The sequence below is a fragment of the Pseudomonas sp. PDM03 genome (genome assembly GCF_014852385.1).
In the GTDB taxonomy this organism is placed as follows: Bacteria; Pseudomonadota; Gammaproteobacteria; order Pseudomonadales; family Pseudomonadaceae; genus Aquipseudomonas; species Aquipseudomonas migulae.
Map to the genome: position 1 here is coordinate 62989 of NZ_JACVBM010000024.1, position 18371 is coordinate 81359.

The window sequence follows — 18371 nt, forward strand, 5'->3', positions numbered from 1 at the left end:
GCTGTAAAAGCAAAAAGCCCCGATCGATGTGATCGGGGCTTTTGCGTTTCTGTGCTGGGATTTTTGTTGTTTGCCAGGCCGCTTTCGCGAGCAAGCTTTGCTCCTACAGGGTCGTGTCGAGCTCATCATTCTTGTTCGACACAAACCTGTAGGAGCCGAGCTTGCTCGCGAAGAGGCCTGCTCAGACACTAAATTGCTCTCAGGTGTACTTACGCTTCTCCGGCGCCGGCGGGAAATACTGATACAACCAGGTCTCGCTCAACGTCCGGTCATTGGTGCGGATAAACAACCGCAGCTCCACCGGGGCCACACTGTCATTGGTCGGGAACCAGTCAAAGGTAATCCGGTAGCCCTTGATGTCATCCAGCACCAGCACGTTGAAATCCTTGACCTGGCCGTTGGAGCACGTCACCACCGGTTCAATGCCCGTACCTTCCGGCAAGCGATCCAGCCCGCCGCCAGTGAAGTCCACCGCAAACCGGCGCGCCCAGACTGGCGGGTAATGCTCGCCCGGCGCCCAGCCTTCAGTGAAGCCGCCCATGCCCGAACGGGTCGCGTTGACCCGCGCCAGCGGCGTGCCGACCGGCGGCAAAGCGCTCCAGTACAGCTTGTAGCCGTAGTTCAGGGAATCGCCGGCCGCGACCGGTTTCTTCGGGGTCCAGAACGCGACGATGTTATCCAGGGTTTCGCCGGTTGTAGGAATTTCCAACAGATCGATAGAGCCTTCGCCCCACGCGGTTGTAGGTTCTACCCACAGGCTCGGCCGCTTGCTGTACCAGTCGACGGTGTCCTGATAACTGGCGAACTCGTGGTCGGTCTGCACCAGGCCGAAGCCTTTCGGGTCGGTGTCGGCGAAGGCATTGAATTGCAGGGTCGCCGGGTTGTTCAGCGGGCGGCAGATCCACTCGCCGTTGCCGCGCCACATCGCCAGGCGATCCGAATCGTGGATCTGCGGGTGGATGGTGTCGCACATGCGCCGCTCGTGGGTGCCGCAGCTGAACATGCTGGTCATCGGTGCGATGCCCAGTTGTTCGATGGCGGTACGCGCATTGATGTGGGCGTCGACGGCCATGACGACCTGACTGGCCTGGCAATCGATATCAAAACGGTAAGCACCGGTGGCGCTTGGTGAGTCCAGCAGGGCGTAGACCACGAAGCGCGTGCTGTCCTTGTCCGGGGTTTCGAACCAGAACTTGGTGAAGTCGGGGAATTCTTCGCGCTTCTTGGCGTAGGTATCGACCGCCAGACCGCGCGCCGACAGGCCGTATTGGCCAGTGGCGTCTACCGCACGGAAATAACTGGCACCGAGGAAAGACAGCACGTCGTGCCGGTCCAGTTCCGGGGCCTTGAACAGCTTGAACCCGGAGAAGCCCAGATCGCCCGTGAGCTGTTTGGTATCGACCGTGGTGTTTTCATAGTTGAACAGCGAAGGGCGGAAATGCACCTCCCGCGCCTGACGTGTCTTGGGGTCGACGCTGTACATGCGCACCGGCTGCTTGAAACCCATGCCGACGTGGAAAAACTGCACGTCCAGCTGACCTTTCAAATCCTTCCACAGCGAATGATTGCCGTCGTAGCGGATCGCGTTGAAATTTTGTGGGGTCATGGTCGCCAGGGTCGGCGGCAGCACCTGCTTGGTGTCCTGATAGCGGTTGCCGGCAAGCTGCTTGGCCTGGATTTTCAGGGATTCGAAATCGAACGCCTGAGCCTCGCCGTCAGCCGTGCCATTACCGGCCCAGGCCCGCGCAGCCAACAGGCCGGAGGCAGACAAACCGGTGTAGGCAGCGATGGCCATGGACGCTTTGAGCAAATTCCTGCGGTGCATAAGTACAACCTGTCGTGAACAATCCCGCGCCGTTCCTGGCACGTGCTGGATCAGAAATGGAGGTTCGGACATGCCTTCGGCCAAACGCAACGGACTTTAAACAGATGCCAAATAGCTTAAACCGTTCGGTGGCAGAGCAAAAATGATTGATGGCGTGGCAGTGGCACCGCTATGAAACAAGACATTTCCGGTAAACGTTTCCCACAGAGATTTCTGATTTATGCGGCATTTCTGCTTTTTTTGACTAATTACTCTAAAAACCGCTTTTCAGCGCCAATTTACTTCCTATTCTATGGGCATGACCGGTTTCTGCCCTCAGGCCGGTGGGATTCAGTTGGCACGAGGTGACCGCTGAAAAAGGGTAGGGCGATGCGGTTTTTGCAGTTTTCTTTTTGACGTAGAGAGGGACATCGTCCATGTCGAAAGTACAAGGCATCACTGAAATGTTGGGGATCTTTCCGTGCCTGGGTATGGGGCGGCGAAGGCGCCGGCTTAATTCCGAGGAGTTGAAGCTGGTGGAGCGGTATCGCGAGTTGTCGGAGAACGACCGGATTGCGATGCGGTATCTGGTGGATGCGATGCGCAGTGTTTCGCGGTTTTGAGTAAGAGGCCGAGGGGCGGACTGTGAAGTCTGCCCCTTTTTCATGTGCGCCCGGCATGGGTGCAATCTTGCGGGTGCCGATCAACCGCTGAGGCTTTCTATCAGGCTTTCGAGCGCTTCAGTGATTTTTTCATCCTGCGCCAGTTGCGCTGCTGCAGTCGCTCTGACTTGACGTGCCAAGCGGTATTCACTGGGCGTGCAGTTTGCGAACTGCTTGAAGGCACGAGCGAAGTAGGACGGATCCTTGAAGCCGGCCTCATAGCCGATGCTGGTAATAGGCATCTGGCTGTTGTCGAGCAGTTCTTTGGCGAAGTTCATGCGCTTGTTCAAGATGTAATCCGTGAAGCCAAGTCCATTGGCTTCCTTGAACAGGCGGCTGAAGCGAAATGTCGTCATGCCGCAGCGCTGCGCCAAATCCCTTTGATCGATGCTGTCTCGAAAGTGCTGTTCGATGTACAGCATGACATTGCTCAGCGCCTGGTGTTTTTGGTGCCCTGAGGTCAGCCGGATGCTGTCCGGCAGGGTGGGGGAGTGGTCTATCAGCAGCGTCTTGCGCAGGTCGGTAACATTTCGGCGCAGCTCGCAGAGTTGAACTACAGCAGTCAGGTAACGACTCTTCTCTGTGAGCGAGAGCGGGAGCACCATGTATTCCCAGACGCTGGAACGCATGGCCCAGACGGCCAGTTCCTCTGAGTGCTGCACGGTGAACATGGTGATCGGGATGCCCGGTGTGCTGCGTTTGATCTCCAGTAACAGCCTCAAGCCTGGTGTGTCGGGGCGATCGAAATGCATGCAGATCATGTCCGCCTTTTCCCCGATGGGCAACGCGGAGTTTTTCGCCAGTTTGCTGTCGCAGGTACCCTCGAACTGTGCGATGAGTTCTTTCGTGGATCGATCATGAGTCAGATCGAACCATAGGAGCGATGGCCTTTTGGTCAAATTGGACGTCATGTCTCTACTCGACAGGTCTGATTGACTCTCTACTCGCTAGTATTGCCAATACGCCATCACTTTGCAGATTGAATCATTATAGAAACGACGAATTACAGAACTATTCGATCTATGTGTTTCCTGGAAGGCTGCCCGGGCCGAATGTTTGCGGGTGTGTTGTCGACGAGGCCGGGTTTAACCACTTGTCGCTTCTGAATCAATGACATTTGCCGTTGCGTTTCAATGCCTTGTTTACCCCTCTCGTGACTTCTGCAAAGGCCAATGAACCGTATCCGGCCGCTCCGCAAAAAAGTCCTAACGATGTGCAAAATCCTCCTAACGCCTATGCCTGCTTACTGACTAGGGTTGCATCAGGCAGCACAGAAAGTTCTGCCTCAGAAACACAACATTTGAGTGAGGTGGCCAAAATGATCATGCAAACAATCAAGGCTTCGGTAGTGAAGTTCGCCAAAGACGAAGACGGTCTGACCATTGTGGAATACGCAGTAGCCGGTGGATTAATCACGGTAGCCGTTGCCGCAATGTTCACTCTTTTGGGCGGTGCCGTGAACACCAGAATCACAGCGCTGTGCGCTGCAGTCAAAGGCGCTGCCTGCTGATGACAGTAACCCACTGTGGTGGGGCGCGGTGATGTTCATGGAGTAACCGGTTTTACAGTTTCTCTGATAGACCGGCAACTCAATGAACTTCGCTCAGACCCCGCCAATATATTTTCTGAGTCGTATGACCGCTGAAACGAGGTACAAAAAAATGAATCTGCAAACAATCAGAACTTCAATCACCCAGTTCGCCAAAGATGAAGATGGCCTGACCATTGTGGAGTACGCGGTAGCCGGTGGATTAGTTACGGTAGCTGTTGCCGCAATGTTTATTCTTTTGGGTGGCGCCGTGAACACCAGGATCACAGCACTGTGCGCTGCGGTCAAAGGTGCCGCCTGCTGATGACAGCCACTCGTTGCGGTGGGGGCGCGGTGATATCAATAGAGCGACCAGTTTTACAGTTCCTCTGATAAACCGGGCAACTCAATAGACTTCACGCTGTCCCCGCCAACGTACTTTCTGATCCATATCACGGCTGAAGCGAGGTAGACAAAAATGAACCTGCTAACAATCAGAACTTCAATCGCCAAGTTCGCCAAAGATGAAGATGGCCTGACAATTGTGGAATACGCCGTGGCCGGTGGATTAGTGACGGTAGCGGTTGCCGCAATGTTTATTCTTTTGGGGGCCGAGGTGAACACCAGGATTACAGCACTTTGCGCGGCGGTCAAAGGTGCTGGCTGCTAACGATAATCCCGGTTAGGGGGGGACGCGCCATGTCCATGGAATTGTTGGTAATGACTGTTTTACTGCTAGGACTATTGGGCGTGGCGGTGGTGAGCGATCTGCGTCGCCACCGTATTCCCAACATGCTGGTCCTGTTGGGCCTTGCCCTGGGACTGGGCGGTCAAATGTATTTAGGTGGCGTCAGCGGATTGGGTGACAGCCTGTTAGGCATCCTGGTCTGTTTTGCACTGTTTCTGCCGATGTACGCCTTGGGTGGCATGGCCGCCGGCGACGTCAAGTTAATGGCCATGGTCGGCAGCTTTTTACCCTTCCATTTTGCATTGTGGGCTGCCTTGTTCAGCCTGATAGCCGGTGGCGTGTGCGGTTTTTTGATTGTGCTGTATCGCGGCCAGCTGCTTCAGACCCTGGGACGTTATTGGTTGATTCTGAAGGCGCAGGCCTATCTGGCGCCAACTTCAGATGAAGTAGCCAGCAAGCCTTTCCCTTATTCGATTGCAATCTTGATAGGCACTTTAATCAGCGTCTACTGGCAACTGGTTGCCGGTGGATTCGGAGGCTAGTCATGCACATCATTGTCGATAGTGATGCCTACCCCAGCGCTCGGGGCGCGGTGCAACGACTGGCTCCTCAGCCGTGCACAATCCGCGAAACTGGTCTGACAGACAGTTTCCTAGGCGAGTTGGTATGCAAGCACTTGTATGACGCTGGCGTGCTGGACATGCCGCGGCTGGTGGAGCGCCTGGCGCTGACCGGCGCCGTACTTGATGAAGTCCTGGCGTTTCTGCGCAAGGACGGTCGTGTCGAAGTGCTTGGCCAGTTGGGGGCGCAATCGACAAGTGGGCAAATGCTGCGTTATGGCCTGACCGAACGCGGTCGCAGCGCCGCCCGCGATGCCTTGTCGCGCAGTGGCTATATCGGTGCGGCACCCTTCCCGGTGGACACCTACCGGTCCCTGATCAAACTGCAAACCATTCACCATGGTCGCATCAACGCCAACGATATGCGCAATGCCTTTGCTGGCGTAGTGCTTACCGACAGCATGCTCGATCAGTTAGGTGTGGCGATGAACTCCGGGCGCGCCATTATGATTTATGGCCCCGCGGGTACTGGCAAGACCTACATCAGCCGTCGGTTGATCCGTCTGTTCACCGAGGCCATCTGGGTGCCTCATGCCATCGTCATCAACGAGTCCGTGATCGAGATCTATGACCCGCAAGTGCATCAGCGGTTCGAAGATAACGTTCAACAGAACAATCTGATGCTCAACGAAGGGATCGACCGTCGATTGCTGCGCTGCAAACGCCCGATCGTCGTCACTGGCGGTGAGTTGAGCATGGAGCAACTGGACGTTCGCTATGACACTAACACCCGTCAATACCAGGCTTCTTTGCAGCTCAAGGCCAGCAATGGCCTGTTCATCATCGATGACATGGGGCGCCAGCGCATGGCACCCGCCGAGCTGTTGAATCGCTGGATCGTCCCGATGGAAGAGAAGTGCGATTTCCTCAACCTGGGCGGCGGTCGGCATTGCGAGCTGCCGTTCGATCTGATTCTGGTGTTTTCCACCAACCTCAATCCCCTGGAGTTGGCCGATGAGGCCTTTCTTCGCCGGATTGGCTACAAGCTGCAATTCGGTTATCTGAAGCCTGAGGAGTACGAAAAGATCTGGCGTCAGGAAAGCGAGCGTCTGGGCGTGCCTTATGACCAGTTGCTGGTGCGTTATGTGCTGCAAAGGCTTTATGCAAGTGAAGGCATGCCCCTGGTGCCTTGCCATCCCCGCGATCTCCTGAGCATGGCGCTCGATCGTCAACGTTACATGGGCGGTTCCGGACCACTGTCACCGCAAGAGTTGGAATGGGCCTGGCACAACTACTTCGTCCAGCTCGACTTTCTTTGATACGGAGATACTGACATGAGCTCTCGTACTCTTTCCCTGATAGGCGTTTCCCTGGTCATGGGCCTTGGTGCTGCATGGATGGCCGACTCCTGGCTGAGCGCCCGGCTCAATGCCAGCCCGGATGATCACCTTCGAAGCGTAGTGGTCGCCACAGTAGAGATTCCATTCGGGCAGATGGTCGAGGCTCAGCAGGTCACGACCGTACGCATGCCCATGGATACGATCCCGGAAGACGCCTTCGACTTGAGCGAAAAGGCTGTGGGCAAGATCGCAACGTTCGACATTCTGAAGGGCGACATTGTGCGCGGTGCGCGTCTGAGTGAGCACTTGGGTGGCAGCACTCTGGCTTCGCTGATTGCGACAGACAAGCGTGCCATCTCGGTACGGGTGGACGATGTGGTCGGTGTGGGCGGCTTCCTGTTGCCGGGTAACCGGGTCGATGTACTCGCAACCAAAACCACCAGTGCCGGCAGCAACAGCGCCGTGTCCAGGACCATCCTCGAGAACTTGCGGGTATTGGCGGTGGACCAGACGGCAGGTACCGACAAGACCCAACCGGTGGTAGTGCGTGCAGTGACGCTGGAAATGACGACCGCAGAGGCTGAAACCCTGGTCACGGCGCAAACGGAAGGGAAACTGCAACTGACCTTGCGCAATCCGCTGAACTCCGAGAAAAAAATCGCGGCCGTTGCACCTGTAGCGCCTGCCGCACCGGTCATGACGGTGGCCACCGCCACGGTGCCAAAACGCGTGGTGCAACGCAGCGGCGGCGAAAGTGGTGGGGCTGTCACCGTCATCCGCGGGGTCGAAACCAAAGTCGTCAACATTCGCTGACAGGGCGTAACAGGTCCTGGACACCAGGTCTTGGCGGAGCCGATCCGCATCAGTATTGGCAAATGAGGGCTTGAAGATGAATCGTCGTATTCAGCAGCCGTTCACTGCGACGCCAAGGCGCCAGAAAGGATCGGTGAGTGTATTGATGGTGATCGCGTTGGCGGCGATTGGCATGGTGGCCGCACTGGCTTTGGACGGCGGGCACATGATGCTGAACAAAACGCGCTTGCAGAATGCGGTGGACGCCGCGGCCCTGAGTGGTGCCAAAACCCTGAGTCAGGTGGAAGGTGGAGTTAATATTGCCAGTACGACGCGCACTGCCGCACTCAATACGCTGACGCACAATGCGAATGCCACGGGCAACACAGAATTGGCAACGGCGGTTGGTGGCAACGCAGCCACATTCGCGGTGGTGGAACTGGCAAGCAGTGTCTATGGGCCGTTCTCCTATCCCGGGCCAGCTGATGCCAAATACGTTCGGGTATCGGTACCGAGCTATAACCTGACCGGATTTTTCTGGAACTTCGCCCAGGTATTCGGTTCTGGCGGTCTGGGGGCCAAAGCGGTGGCGGCAATCGCCACCGCCGGACCCAGCCCTACCAGTCCTTGTGATCTCGCACCTTTGATGGTCTGTGGCGACCCGACTCAATACAACCCTGGCGCAGGCATGTTCTGGGGCTTCCAGTTTGGTGATTTGCAGGTATTGAAGACGGCTGCCGGCAATTCGTCGCCCATTGGTCCAGGCAATTTTCAGTTGCTCGATTTTGGTTCGGGCGGCAGTACGGTCAGGGAGGACCTGGCCGGAGGTGGCAATGTCTGCCGCACTGTGGGGGACAACGTCCAGACCGCACCTGGCAACAAGGTCGGCCCTACCTCCCAGGGCTTGAACACACGCTTCGGCATCTACAACGGCCCGGTCAGTGCCTCGGACTATCCGCCGGACATGGTGACCGCGTCCAGCAACCCCGCGATCACTTACGACGACTCGGTCACACCGGCACAGGCGAAGTACAAGGGGCAAACCGTCACCTCGAGCAACGGCAATCTCACGGCGGGCGGCGACGCGATATTTGACTACAACGACTGGCGTGCGAGCGTTGCCGGGTGTGTGGCAGGGTCTGGCAGTGGTTGTGAGAGCCATGGCGTGTTCGAGCGCCGGATGATGAAAATTGTGGTGGGCAACTGCACTGGCAAACAAGGCGGTTCAACCTCGATCCCCGTCCTCGGTTTTGGCTGCTATTACGTGGTGCAACCAATGGATGGCGGTGGCGGGGACGCTCAGATCTTCGGGCAGTTCGTGAAGGAGTGCGAAGGCGACAACGTGGCCGGCCCTACGCCGTCAACCGATTCCGGCCCACAGATCATCCAGCTCTACAAAACCTATCTCAACGGCAGCGGTACTCCGAGCACTGACTCATAGGAGGCGTCATGAGACTTCACGCGTTTAAACATCCGAAGCGCCAGCAAGGCCTGGCCATGGTGGAATTCACCCTCGTCCTGCCGGTGTTGTTGCTGCTGTTACTGAGCCTCGGTGAGATCGGCCGCATGCTCTATCAGTACAACGTGTTGTTGCAGGCCAGCCGTGATGCCGACCGTTTTGTCGCCAGCCACGCCTGGGACTCGACGCTGGGGGCGGTCTCTCTGAGCAATGCGCTGCAGACCCAGACGAAAAACGTTGCGGTGTATGGCGTGCCTGCCAACACCGGCACCGCTGTGTTGTCCGGGTTGACGCCTGACAACGTGGTCGTCGCTGCGGTGGGCACCGACCATGTGCGAGTCACCATCACCTATACGTTCTGCCCGGTGATTGGCAGTGGTAATTGTGCCGGCTCGATTCCGGGTTTTTTTGGCAATCAGATTGCGCTGAACATTCCCCTGGTTGCCACTACCGTGATGAGGGCACTGTGATGAATAGAAAACACATGCGCGGAATCTATACGGTGGAGTTCGCCTTCGTTGGTCTGCTGGTGTTCACGCTGTTGTTCGGCGTGTTGGAAATGGGCCGCCTGTACTTCACGGTCAATGCGCTGGATGAGGCCGCGCGCCGTGGTGCGCGCCTGGCAGCCGTCTGCAATATCAGCGATCCGGTGGTGTTGCGGCGGGCAATCTTCAATGCCGCGACCGACGCAGGTACGAGCCAGCTGATCAGCAATCTGGCCACCACTAATCTGACGTTGACCTACCTGGACGCAAATGGCGCCCTGGTGGCCAACCCCGCTGATCTGGTCAGCGCAAACGGCTTTCGTGCCATCCGCTATGTCCAGTTGAGTCTGCAAAACTTCGTTTTCAATCTGTTTATTCCCGGGTTCGGCGTGCCCATTACCTTGCCTGCATTCAGGGCAACGTTGCCACGCGAAAGTCTCGGGCGTCATTCTGATTCCGGGGAGATCACACCATGCTGAATATGAAGGAAATGCCGATAGCCAGTTCGACTGGCAAAACCGGGTTGCGGTTGCTGATCAGTAGCCGTGATGCCAACTCTTTACGCGATCTGCAGAGTGTCTGTCAGCGCATGCCTGGCCTGGAGGTAAGCACTCGCCTTGTGAGCAATGGGCATGTTGACCCGCTCTACGGTCTGGACCGTATGCCTGATCTGTTGCTGTTGCGCGTCAGCCACCTGTGGCGCGAGGAATTGTCGGCACTGTTGCAACACCCGGCCCATGAGCGTCCGCCGATGTTGGTGTGCGGACTGCTGAGCGAACAGGAAGCCATGCGCCTGGCGATGCAGGCCGGTGCGCGGGACGTGCTGCCGGAGCCCATCGCCGAGACCGAACTGGTCGCTGCCATGAATCGGCTGGTCACGGAGGTTCGCAGCGGCAGTGGGGCTGACGGGAAATTGATCGCCGTGATGAGCGCAAAGGGCGGTTCCGGCGGAACCCTGGTGGCCTGCAACCTGGCACAACAGCTCAGCATGAAAGGCGGCAGTACCCTGCTGCTGGACATGGACCTGCAATTTGGCAGCGTGACGCATTATCTGGATGTAGCGCAGACGCACAGCCATCTGGAGGTGTTGCATCAGATCAACGGCATGGACAGCGTCGCGTTACGCGGTTTTTGCAGTCACTTCAGCCCGACCTTGCATGTGCTGGGCGGTCGGGCCGGTGAGCTGTGTTTGCCGCAGGATGCCCAACCTGAGCAACTTGACACCCTGTTGCAGTTGGCCCGCGCCAGCTATGGCTGGGTGGTGGTCGACCTGCCGCGGCAAATCGATCACCTCACCGGTTCTGTGCTGGAGCAGGTGGATCGGGTGTACGTGGTGGTGCAACAGAGCGTCAGTCATCTGCGCGATGCCAGCTCTCTGGTGCGGATACTTCGCGATGACCTGGGTGTGCGCGGGGATCAATTGCAGATCGTGGTCAACCGTTATGACAAGGCCGCAGCGATCAGCCTTAAAGATGTCGGCGAGGCGCTGCGCTGCACCAATCTGTCGAAATTACCCAACGACTTCAATCTGGTCAGCCAGAGTCAGAACACTGGTGTGCCGTTGGGGCTGCATGCGCCGAGGGCAGCGATTACTGCTGCACTGCGCGACATGACCGAGGACCTGGTCGGTCAACAAGTAGCCGGCAACAAAGGCTTGTTCAAACGCGCCTTCAACCGTGTTTTCGGGGGATGAACCATGATCAGCGACTTTCGTAACCGCTTGCGCAAACAGTCCGGTAAACCCGCCGCTGCCCAACCGGGCGACGATCTGCTGGATCCGCCAGAGGAAATAATGGCGTGGGAACGTGTGGCACCAGACGTTCTTTACGAAACCAAAAGCCAGGTTACCCCGGTGGAGGCTGAGTGGCGGGAAAAAATCTACCAGCAGTTGCTCAAAGTCATGGACCTGTCCTTGCTGGACTCCCTTGAACAGGCCGAGGCTGCTCGGCAGATTCGCGATATTTGCCAGCGCCTGCTCGATGAGCATTCGGCACCGGTGAGTACCGTCAGCCGCCAGTTGATCATCAAGCAGATCACCGACGAGGTGCTCGGCCTGGGGCCTCTGGAACCGTTGCTGGCCGATCACAGCGTGTCCGACATTCTGGTCAACGGCTCTGCCTCGGTCTATGTCGAGCGCTTCGGCAAACTGCAACGGACCGATGTGCGTTTTCGCGATGATCAGCATTTGTTGAACATCATCGACCGTATCGTCTCAAGCCTGGGTCGGCGTATCGACGAGTCCTCGCCGTTGGTGGATGCCCGGCTCAAGGACGGTTCGCGGGTCAACGCGATTATCCCGCCGCTGGCCATCGATGGCCCGAGCATGTCGATTCGGCGCTTTGCGGTGGACCTGCTCAATACCGACAGTCTGATCCAGGTGGGGACGTTGACCCCGGCCATTGCCCTGCTGCTCAAGGCGATTGTCCGTGGGCGCTTGAACGTGCTGATTTCCGGCGGTACCGGCAGCGGCAAGACCACCATGCTCAACGTGCTGTCCAGCTTCATTCCGCAAAACGAGCGGATTGTCACCATCGAAGACTCGGCCGAACTGCAACTGCAGCAACCCCATGTGGTGCGCCTGGAAACCCGGCCTTCGAACATCGAGGGCCGTGGCGAAGTGAGCCAGCGGGAGTTGGTGCGCAACAGCCTGCGGATGCGTCCGGACCGCATAGTGATCGGCGAAGTGCGCGGCGTCGAGGCGCTGGACATGCTGACTGCGATGAACACCGGCCACGACGGCTCGTTGACCACGATCCACGCCAACACCGCACGGGATGCGTTGGGGCGAGTCGAGAACATGGTGTCGATGACCGGGGCGACCTTTCCGATCAAGGCCATGCGGCAGCAGATCGCTTCGGCCATTGATGTGGTGATCCAATTGGAACGCCAGGAGGATGGTAAGCGCAGGCTGGTCAGCGTGCAGGAAATCAACGGCATGGAGGGCGAAATCATCACCATGACCGAAATCTTTTCCTTCGTGCGCCAAGGCATGGGCGAAAACGGCGAAGTGCTTGGTGATTACCGGCCCAGCGGCATGATCCCCGCGTTCCGCGATGTGCTGGCCAAGCGCGGCATCGAGTTGCCGCTTACGATGTTCAGGCCTGAGTGGATGGAGGCACGGCAGTCATGAACAATATTCCTGGTGAATTCATTCTGATGTTCCTCGGCATGGTGTTTATCGCTGTGTTCCTCCTGTCTCAGGGGGTGGTGGTGCCGGTGTTCGGCGAGGCCGGCAAGATGCGCAAGCGTATCCGCGGCCGTCTGCACGTTCTGGAGAAAGCCAACAATCTGCCCAATATGCAGACGGTGTTGCGGCAGAAGTACCTGACGCGCTTGACGCCACTGGAGGCCATGCTCGAGCAGTTGCCCTTTATGGCGAGCCTGACCCAGATGATCGAGCAGTCCGGTCATGAATATCGTGCTTATCGGGTGTTGTTGCTCGGGCTGTTCCTGGGCGCCTGTGCAGGTTTCTCGATCTGGCTGGTCTCGTCAGTCTGGTGGATGGCGTTGCTGGCGGGCTTCGGAGCATTCTGGCTACCACTGCTGAAAATTTCTCGTGACCGTGGCAAACGCTTCGCCGGGTTTGAGGAAGGCCTGCCGGATGCACTGGATGCCATATGCCGTGCCCTGCGCGCCGGGCACCCGTTCAACGAAACCCTGCGCCTGGTCGCCGAGGAGCATAAGGGGCCGGTCGCTCAGGAGTTTGGCCTGACTTTCGCTGACATCAACTATGGCAACGATGTACGTCGGGCCATGCTCGGCCTGCTGGAAAGGATGCCGAGCATGACGGTGATGATGCTGGTGACCTCAATCCTCATCCATCGCGAGACCGGTGGCAATCTGACCGAGGTGCTGGAGCGTTTGAGTCGCCTGATCCGCGGGCGTTTTCGCTTCCAGCGCAAGGTCAGGACCCTGTCGGCCGAAGGGCGGATGTCAGCCTGGGTGCTGGTGTCGATTCCGTTCGTGCTGGCGATTGCGATCGTTGTCACAAGCCCCACCTACATGCCTGTGCTGCTCAATGATCCCATCGGCCACAAACTGATCATCGGGGCGTTTTTCGCCATGCTGCTCGGGATTTTCTGGATACGCAAAATCATTCGGATTCAGGTTTAAGCGGTATTCGCTACCGGGAGGTACAGGTCATGGACTTTTTGCTCGGGTTGTTCAGTCGGGTCACGGGAAGCGAGGAGGTGGCGCGCCTGTTGTTCCTCGGCGCGATCGGTTTGAGTACGGTGCTTGCAGTTGTCGCCGTAAGCTTGCTGATTTTGGGGCTTCAGGATCCGGTGCAGCGTCGTCTGGCGCTGATCAAGCGTGGTCATTTAGGCAACACCGCCGGACAAGAAGCCCCGGGTAATCTGCAACTGTTACTGGAACGGGTCGGCCAGCGCTTTGCCTCGGGCGAATCGGCTCAGACGTCCGTCACCCAGACTTTATTGACGCATGCTGGGTACCGTTCCTCTTCAGCGGTGCAGATGTACTGGGCTGTGCGCTTGATGACGCCGCTGTTATTCGTCGGTATTGCGTTGCTGCTATTGCCGATGATTCCCAGGGTTTCCCTGGCCATGGGGTTGCTGGTGGTGGTCTTGGCAGCCGGTATCGGATGGTTGCTGCCAGCGCTGTATGTCGCCAAGCGCAAGCAGTTGCGACAAGGTCGGTTGCGTGCCGCGTTTCCGGATGCGCTGGATCTGATGGTCGTGTGCGTGGAGTCGGGCTTGGCCTTGCCCACGACGATCGAACGGGTGGCTGAGGAGATGTCGGTCAGTCAGGTCGAACTGGCTGAAGAACTGGCCCTGGTCAATGCGCAAATCCGCGCGGGTATTTCCAGTACCGCGGCGCTCAAGCAACTGGCTGTGCGCACTGGCCTGGATGACGTACAAGGGCTGGTCAGCCTGTTGGCGCAGAGTATCCGCTTTGGTACCAGCGTGGCCGATACCCTGCGTATCTATGCCGATGAATTCCGTGACCGGCGTACGCAGGCCGCCGAAGAGATGGGGGCGAAAATTGGTACCAAGCTGATATTCCCGCTGATTTTCTGTCTGTGGCCGAGCTTCTTTCTGGTCGCTATCGGCCCGGCCATGATCGGTGTACTCAAAGTATTCGGGTGAGGTCAAACGGGCGGAGGCTATCGAGTGCGATGGCCTTGCCCCCCGAGCCTGATCTGCACTTTCCTGTCATGGACCCACACATTTCCCGCCGCGGGATCATCCGACCTGGGTTGGATTATGTGTAGAGACCAATTTCCTGCACACGACATCAAGCCCGGCTTTGCAGCCAGGCTACTCTGGACTACGCCAGAGGCTGATCACCCATCGACATGCCTCAGTTGCTGCTACTCATTTCTCCCCCGGCATCCTGTTCAAAAAACATCGGAATCGGGAAGTTGAAGCTATTCAGCCAGCGCTGCATGGCCAGTTCACGTTCGGCGGCCGAAGCGGTTTGCAGATTAGGGGAGGCAACCACACCTCGAATCTGCAACTGCAACCACTGTTCGGTGCCTTGTTGGTACGGCGAAGAGGGGCCCGGCTCAATAGCCCAGGCAGTGGTGGACAGGCAAGCCATGCACACGATCAACAGCCTTTTGGTCTTCATCTCGATTCCTCGTACGTTCTACTTGTTCGCACTGGAAGAGGCATCGGCGACTTCCGTCTTGCGATTCACCTCGGTAGCCACCACTTTTTTGGCGGAGGCCTTGAGTTTTTCCGCGCGGATTTGAGCCTCGGCGACTTGCTTGGGGCTCAAGTCGGCGCGGGTCACCAGGTCAGCAGCCGACTTCCAGTTATCCTGGTAGATCAGCAGCGTCACCATATTGAGTGCCGCCAATGTGTTTGCCTGCTTGAGCTCCATGGCGGTCATGAACTCAAAGCGTGCTTCAGGGATCCGTCGCTGATTGAGGTAGACGACCCCCAGGTCATTTCGCATCCTGTCGTCGGTGGGGGCCATCTTCACCGCACGCTCAAGGTGTGTAGCAGCAGTGGCGTTATCATTTTTGGCGGCGGCCAACTGGCCCAGGCCATGTTCCCCTTCAGCCGTCAGACAGGTGCCGAGCAAGCTTTCGTACAACGGCTGCGCGTCGCCGCTACGCCCCATCATGCGCAACACCCGAGCCTTGCGCAGGCGAACCTGGACCAAGTCATCGGGCAAACCTTCCAGATTTGCCAGGCTGGCATACAAACGGCCTTCGTCGGCCATGTTGTCGGCCAGGTTCAGGGCCAGTTCCTGCTCAGAACCGGGCTTGGCACAGCTGGGCGGTCGCGAAGTCAGGCCATTACTGGCGCAACCTGCGAGCATTAACGTCGTCGCTATTGCAATGACTGCTTTCATCGTATGTCCTCTGGCTACAACATGTTGAACGCCCGGCCAATGGCAATGAAGCTGGCCCGGCAGGCGTTCAACGTCACCGTTACGAGTGAGGGCGAGGCGAGTCTGGTTCAGGCTCCGGATCATTGCGAGAGCCCGCTGAGACTGTCGAAGTCGCCATTTTCCAGGAAAAACATGCGGTAGAAGTTCGGGTCGTAATTGCGCAGCTGTTCGCCAGGCAATGACGGTAGTGTTGCATTGGCAGCCAGTGGCTGGACCAGATGAGGGGTGACGATCATCAGCAGTTCGCGTTCTTCACGGTTGATGGTGTTGTCGCGGAAAAACGCGCCTAGAACAGGGATATCGCCCAGCCCCGGAAACTTGTTCACCTGGGAATTGTTGCGGGAGCTGATCAGGCCGCTGATGACGAAGCTTTCGCCGTCGGCCAGGGAGATGCTGGTATCGGTACGGCGCACGGTCAGGGCCGGGACTATCGTGCCGGCGATGCTCACGGCGTTGGTGAAATCCAGCTCACTGACTTCCGGCGCCACCTTCAGCGCGATACGATTTTTCCCGACGATGGTCGGCGTCAGCGTCAGGCGGATACCGAATTCCTTGTACTCGATGGACACGTTATCGCTGCCTGAACTGGGCACCGGAATCGGTATTTCACCGCCGGCCAGGAAGCTCGCACTCTGCCCGCTGAGCGCTACCAGGCTTGGTCGTGCCAGGGTGTAGGCGAAACCACTGCCTTCCAGCGCATTGAGCGCCACCAGGGTACTGCCGGTAGCAAAAGAGAGGTTGAAGTTGTTGTTGTTCACCGGCAGCACCGGCGTGACTATGCCGCCGATGGTGGGCAAGGTTCTCGGCGAGCCGAACAGGAAGTTGCCACGGATGCCGAAAATCGAGGCGGAGGCTTCTTTGAGCTTGGTCCGGCTGACTTCGACGAAACGGATATCGGTCTGCACCTGGCTCGGCAGCAGTGGGTCGTCGGAGGGTACCGACGACACGCTGGTCAGTGCCGATGTGGCTTTACCCTTGACGAACACCATGCTTTGGCGCGGCGATTTAGAACAGGCAGTCCAGACCATCAGGCTGGTGGTCCCCGGTGCAATGCCCGTGAGTATGAACGCGCTGCTGCCGCTGGGCTGCACGTCGGCAATTTTCGGGTCACCCACCGCCAGTTGCGTTACCGGAACGGGGCTGCGCAGTTCATTCTGCAGCCCCTGACCGACCTCGAACGTTGTCGACCATTTGTCCAGTTCCGAACAATTGGCAGGTGCGGCCTGAGCCGCATTCACGCTGAGGCCCGTCCAGAACAGGCCATGGATAATTTTCTTGAAAGCGGGCGCGGGACGAAGGCTCATTTGGTGAATCCTCACTGGATAGGCCATCTATAGGCAGACAAAGTTGTCTCTGATCACTTCACGGGGATCGGACTATCCCCCCCAATGCGCCACACCACTTATCCATGGCTTTGGCGTTATTCCTTGCGTGCAACACACGAGCGGGCGCAGTTCGCTGATCTGGCTGAACAGCGAGCGACCTTTGCTAAAACGGTTTTTAGTTAGGCGGTTACCTGGACTGCGCGCCAGAGTGACGCTGGCAGTTACGGACGCTACTGTCCGCCGACCTGCCCCCCCCGAAAAGTAAACGGCCATGTAGGTACAGAGCCGGAATACGCCTGCCATGATCATAGTGAGCTAACTCCTTTTGCCAATCTGATCATTGAAGCTAATTTGGAAACTGGAGCCGTTATGACTTCTTATTGTTTGACGGTAGTTCAATCAAACCAAAGTGCCATGATTTTTAAAAAAAACCATGGGTGCAAAAGCTGTAGAAAGGCAGGTGGGTGAGCGGTTCAGGCAAGGTCGTAGCGCAGTGCGATTGGCTGATACCGAGGGGGAAATGAAGGCAAAAAAAAGGCCCGTCAGTCAGGCTGAACGGGCCTTTTTTCATGTCTCAGCCTGCCTTCAACTGCAAATGCCCATGATCGGAAACGGTCGCTGCGCCTGCACCAGATCCGGCATATCCCGCCACTTGATCCACGCCGAATCTTGCCAGTGCAGCAGCGGCACCGAGAGGCCGCCGCATCAAACGTCCCAGGTCATGGACGCAGAGCCAGGCTTGGTTGGCGTGGAGGAAGTGGTTGTGGCGGGGAAAAAACAGTGGGGATGAAATGAGGGTGGGTTTCAGACGGATTTAGCGTGTGCATTTCTTCGACTCCACGTTGAGAAAGGAGCCGCCACTAATCCTTCGACAGATTTGGGTTGCGGACCATGTGGCGTTCGAAGTCGGAACATTCTCGATCAACACGGAAAAGTCGAGAGGCCCGCGCCACACGGTCCACCATAAAGCGAAACGAAAAGGCAAAACTGTGCCCCAGTTCCTATGGTGGTGCGGATGCGCCATGTTGATGATTGACCGGCTTCGACCCCGGGCCGCTGATTTGGCAGCGACGGGACAAAGCCTATCGGTCAGGCGCTCGCGGCGCCAAGTCTACTCTGGCGACGCTTGTCGTAGGAATCAGAGTCTTTTCAGGAAGGCTCGATCTGTAGGAATTTCCTGTTTTTTCACCGAGCGCAGAAAACTGGAAACAGAGGAGCAGCTTTTCCTCTATTTTTCGAATCTGTCCCGTCCTGAATAAGGTTTACACCTTCTGATCTGTTTTTCAGGAGGACGTAATGGAATCAGTAAAAAGGCGTAGTCAGCGAGACTACACGCTGACCTTTAAATTGTCGGTCGTCGATCAAGTC

The 18371-nt window shown here is 57.6% G+C and carries 19 protein-coding genes and 1 pseudogene; 14 read left to right on the top strand and 6 right to left on the bottom strand.

Annotated elements, in window-relative coordinates; genetic code table 11:
* Positions 1-199: 199 nt before the first annotated feature.
* A complete protein-coding gene (locus tag IB254_RS25685) occupies positions 200-1825 on the bottom strand; it encodes a glucan biosynthesis protein D (RefSeq protein ID WP_192420173.1) in 1626 nt (541 codons plus the stop codon).
* 416 nt (positions 1826-2241) lie between these two features.
* Here IB254_RS25685 and IB254_RS25690 point away from each other — a divergent pair, with 416 nt between their 5' ends.
* Entirely contained in the window at positions 2242-2427 is a 186-nt protein-coding gene (locus IB254_RS25690; protein ID WP_008029684.1) for a hypothetical protein, read from the top strand.
* A gap of 80 nt (positions 2428-2507) precedes the next feature.
* Here IB254_RS25690 and IB254_RS25695 read toward each other — a convergent pair whose 3' ends face one another.
* Complete coding sequence (locus tag IB254_RS25695) at positions 2508-3377, bottom strand: response regulator transcription factor (RefSeq protein ID WP_192420174.1); 870 nt, start codon at positions 3375-3377, stop codon at positions 2508-2510.
* A 407-nt stretch (positions 3378-3784) separates the two neighbouring features.
* Here IB254_RS25695 and IB254_RS25700 point away from each other — a divergent pair, with 407 nt between their 5' ends.
* From IB254_RS25700 to IB254_RS25760, 13 genes are all read left to right on the top strand, one after another.
* Complete coding sequence (locus tag IB254_RS25700; RefSeq protein ID WP_008042358.1) at positions 3785-3976, top strand: Flp family type IVb pilin; 192 nt, start codon at positions 3785-3787, stop codon at positions 3974-3976.
* A 151-nt stretch (positions 3977-4127) separates the two neighbouring features.
* Entirely contained in the window at positions 4128-4319 is a 192-nt protein-coding gene (locus IB254_RS25705; protein WP_192420175.1) for a Flp family type IVb pilin, read from the top strand.
* A 153-nt stretch (positions 4320-4472) separates the two neighbouring features.
* Positions 4473-4664 (top strand): Flp family type IVb pilin, encoded by a 192-nt coding sequence (locus tag IB254_RS25710; RefSeq protein ID WP_192420176.1) that lies wholly within the window; start codon positions 4473-4475, stop codon positions 4662-4664.
* 29 nt (positions 4665-4693) lie between these two features.
* Positions 4694-5224 (top strand): prepilin peptidase, encoded by a 531-nt coding sequence (locus tag IB254_RS25715; RefSeq protein WP_008029694.1) that lies wholly within the window; start codon positions 4694-4696, stop codon positions 5222-5224.
* 2 nt (positions 5225-5226) lie between these two features.
* Positions 5227-6561 (top strand): AAA family ATPase, encoded by a 1335-nt coding sequence (locus IB254_RS25720; protein WP_192420177.1) that lies wholly within the window; start codon positions 5227-5229, stop codon positions 6559-6561.
* Positions 6562-6576: 15 nt separating this feature from the next.
* A complete protein-coding gene (gene cpaB / locus IB254_RS25725; protein ID WP_192420178.1) occupies positions 6577-7395 on the top strand; it encodes a Flp pilus assembly protein CpaB in 819 nt (272 codons plus the stop codon).
* 76 nt (positions 7396-7471) lie between these two features.
* The gene (locus IB254_RS25730; RefSeq protein ID WP_192420180.1) at positions 7472-8815 is read left to right on the top strand and encodes a TadE/TadG family type IV pilus assembly protein; all 1344 of its coding nucleotides are present in this window, start codon (positions 7472-7474) and stop codon (positions 8813-8815) included.
* A gap of 8 nt (positions 8816-8823) precedes the next feature.
* Positions 8824-9303, top strand: coding sequence for a TadE/TadG family type IV pilus assembly protein (locus tag IB254_RS25735; RefSeq protein WP_192420182.1), 480 nt, complete (start codon positions 8824-8826; stop codon positions 9301-9303).
* Positions 9303-9797, top strand: coding sequence for a TadE family protein (locus tag IB254_RS25740; RefSeq protein ID WP_008029703.1), 495 nt, complete (start codon positions 9303-9305; stop codon positions 9795-9797). The genes IB254_RS25735 and IB254_RS25740 overlap by 1 nt, the downstream gene beginning before the upstream one ends.
* On the top strand, positions 9791-11011 hold the full coding sequence (locus IB254_RS25745) for an AAA family ATPase (RefSeq protein ID WP_192420184.1): 1221 nt from the start codon (positions 9791-9793) through the stop codon (positions 11009-11011). Before IB254_RS25740 ends, IB254_RS25745 begins: the two co-directional genes overlap by 7 nt.
* A gap of 3 nt (positions 11012-11014) precedes the next feature.
* Positions 11015-12448, top strand: a complete 1434-nt coding sequence (locus IB254_RS25750; protein ID WP_192420186.1) for a CpaF family protein — start codon at positions 11015-11017, stop codon at positions 12446-12448.
* Positions 12445-13431 carry a type II secretion system F family protein gene (locus tag IB254_RS25755; RefSeq protein WP_192420188.1) on the top strand — a complete coding sequence of 329 codons (987 nt, stop codon included), beginning with the start codon at positions 12445-12447 and terminating at the stop codon, positions 13429-13431. The genes IB254_RS25750 and IB254_RS25755 overlap by 4 nt, the downstream gene beginning before the upstream one ends.
* A gap of 29 nt (positions 13432-13460) precedes the next feature.
* The gene (locus IB254_RS25760) at positions 13461-14423 is read left to right on the top strand and encodes a type II secretion system F family protein (RefSeq protein WP_192420190.1); all 963 of its coding nucleotides are present in this window, start codon (positions 13461-13463) and stop codon (positions 14421-14423) included.
* Positions 14424-14637: 214 nt separating this feature from the next.
* Here IB254_RS25760 and IB254_RS25765 read toward each other — a convergent pair whose 3' ends face one another.
* The 4 genes and pseudogenes from IB254_RS25765 to IB254_RS29580 all read right to left on the bottom strand — a co-directional run bounded on the left by IB254_RS25765 (position 14638) and on the right by IB254_RS29580 (position 17830).
* Positions 14638-14907, bottom strand: coding sequence for a DUF3613 domain-containing protein (locus IB254_RS25765; RefSeq protein WP_192420192.1), 270 nt, complete (start codon positions 14905-14907; stop codon positions 14638-14640).
* 18 nt (positions 14908-14925) lie between these two features.
* Entirely contained in the window at positions 14926-15639 is a 714-nt protein-coding gene (locus IB254_RS25770) for a tetratricopeptide repeat protein (protein ID WP_192420193.1), read from the bottom strand.
* A 119-nt stretch (positions 15640-15758) separates the two neighbouring features.
* On the bottom strand, positions 15759-16982 hold the full coding sequence (locus tag IB254_RS25775; RefSeq protein WP_192420195.1) for a type II and III secretion system protein family protein: 1224 nt from the start codon (positions 16980-16982) through the stop codon (positions 15759-15761).
* Positions 16983-17588: 606 nt separating this feature from the next.
* Positions 17589-17830 (bottom strand): annotated as a pseudogene (locus IB254_RS29580) (hypothetical protein).
* Positions 17831-18371 lie beyond the last annotated feature (541 nt).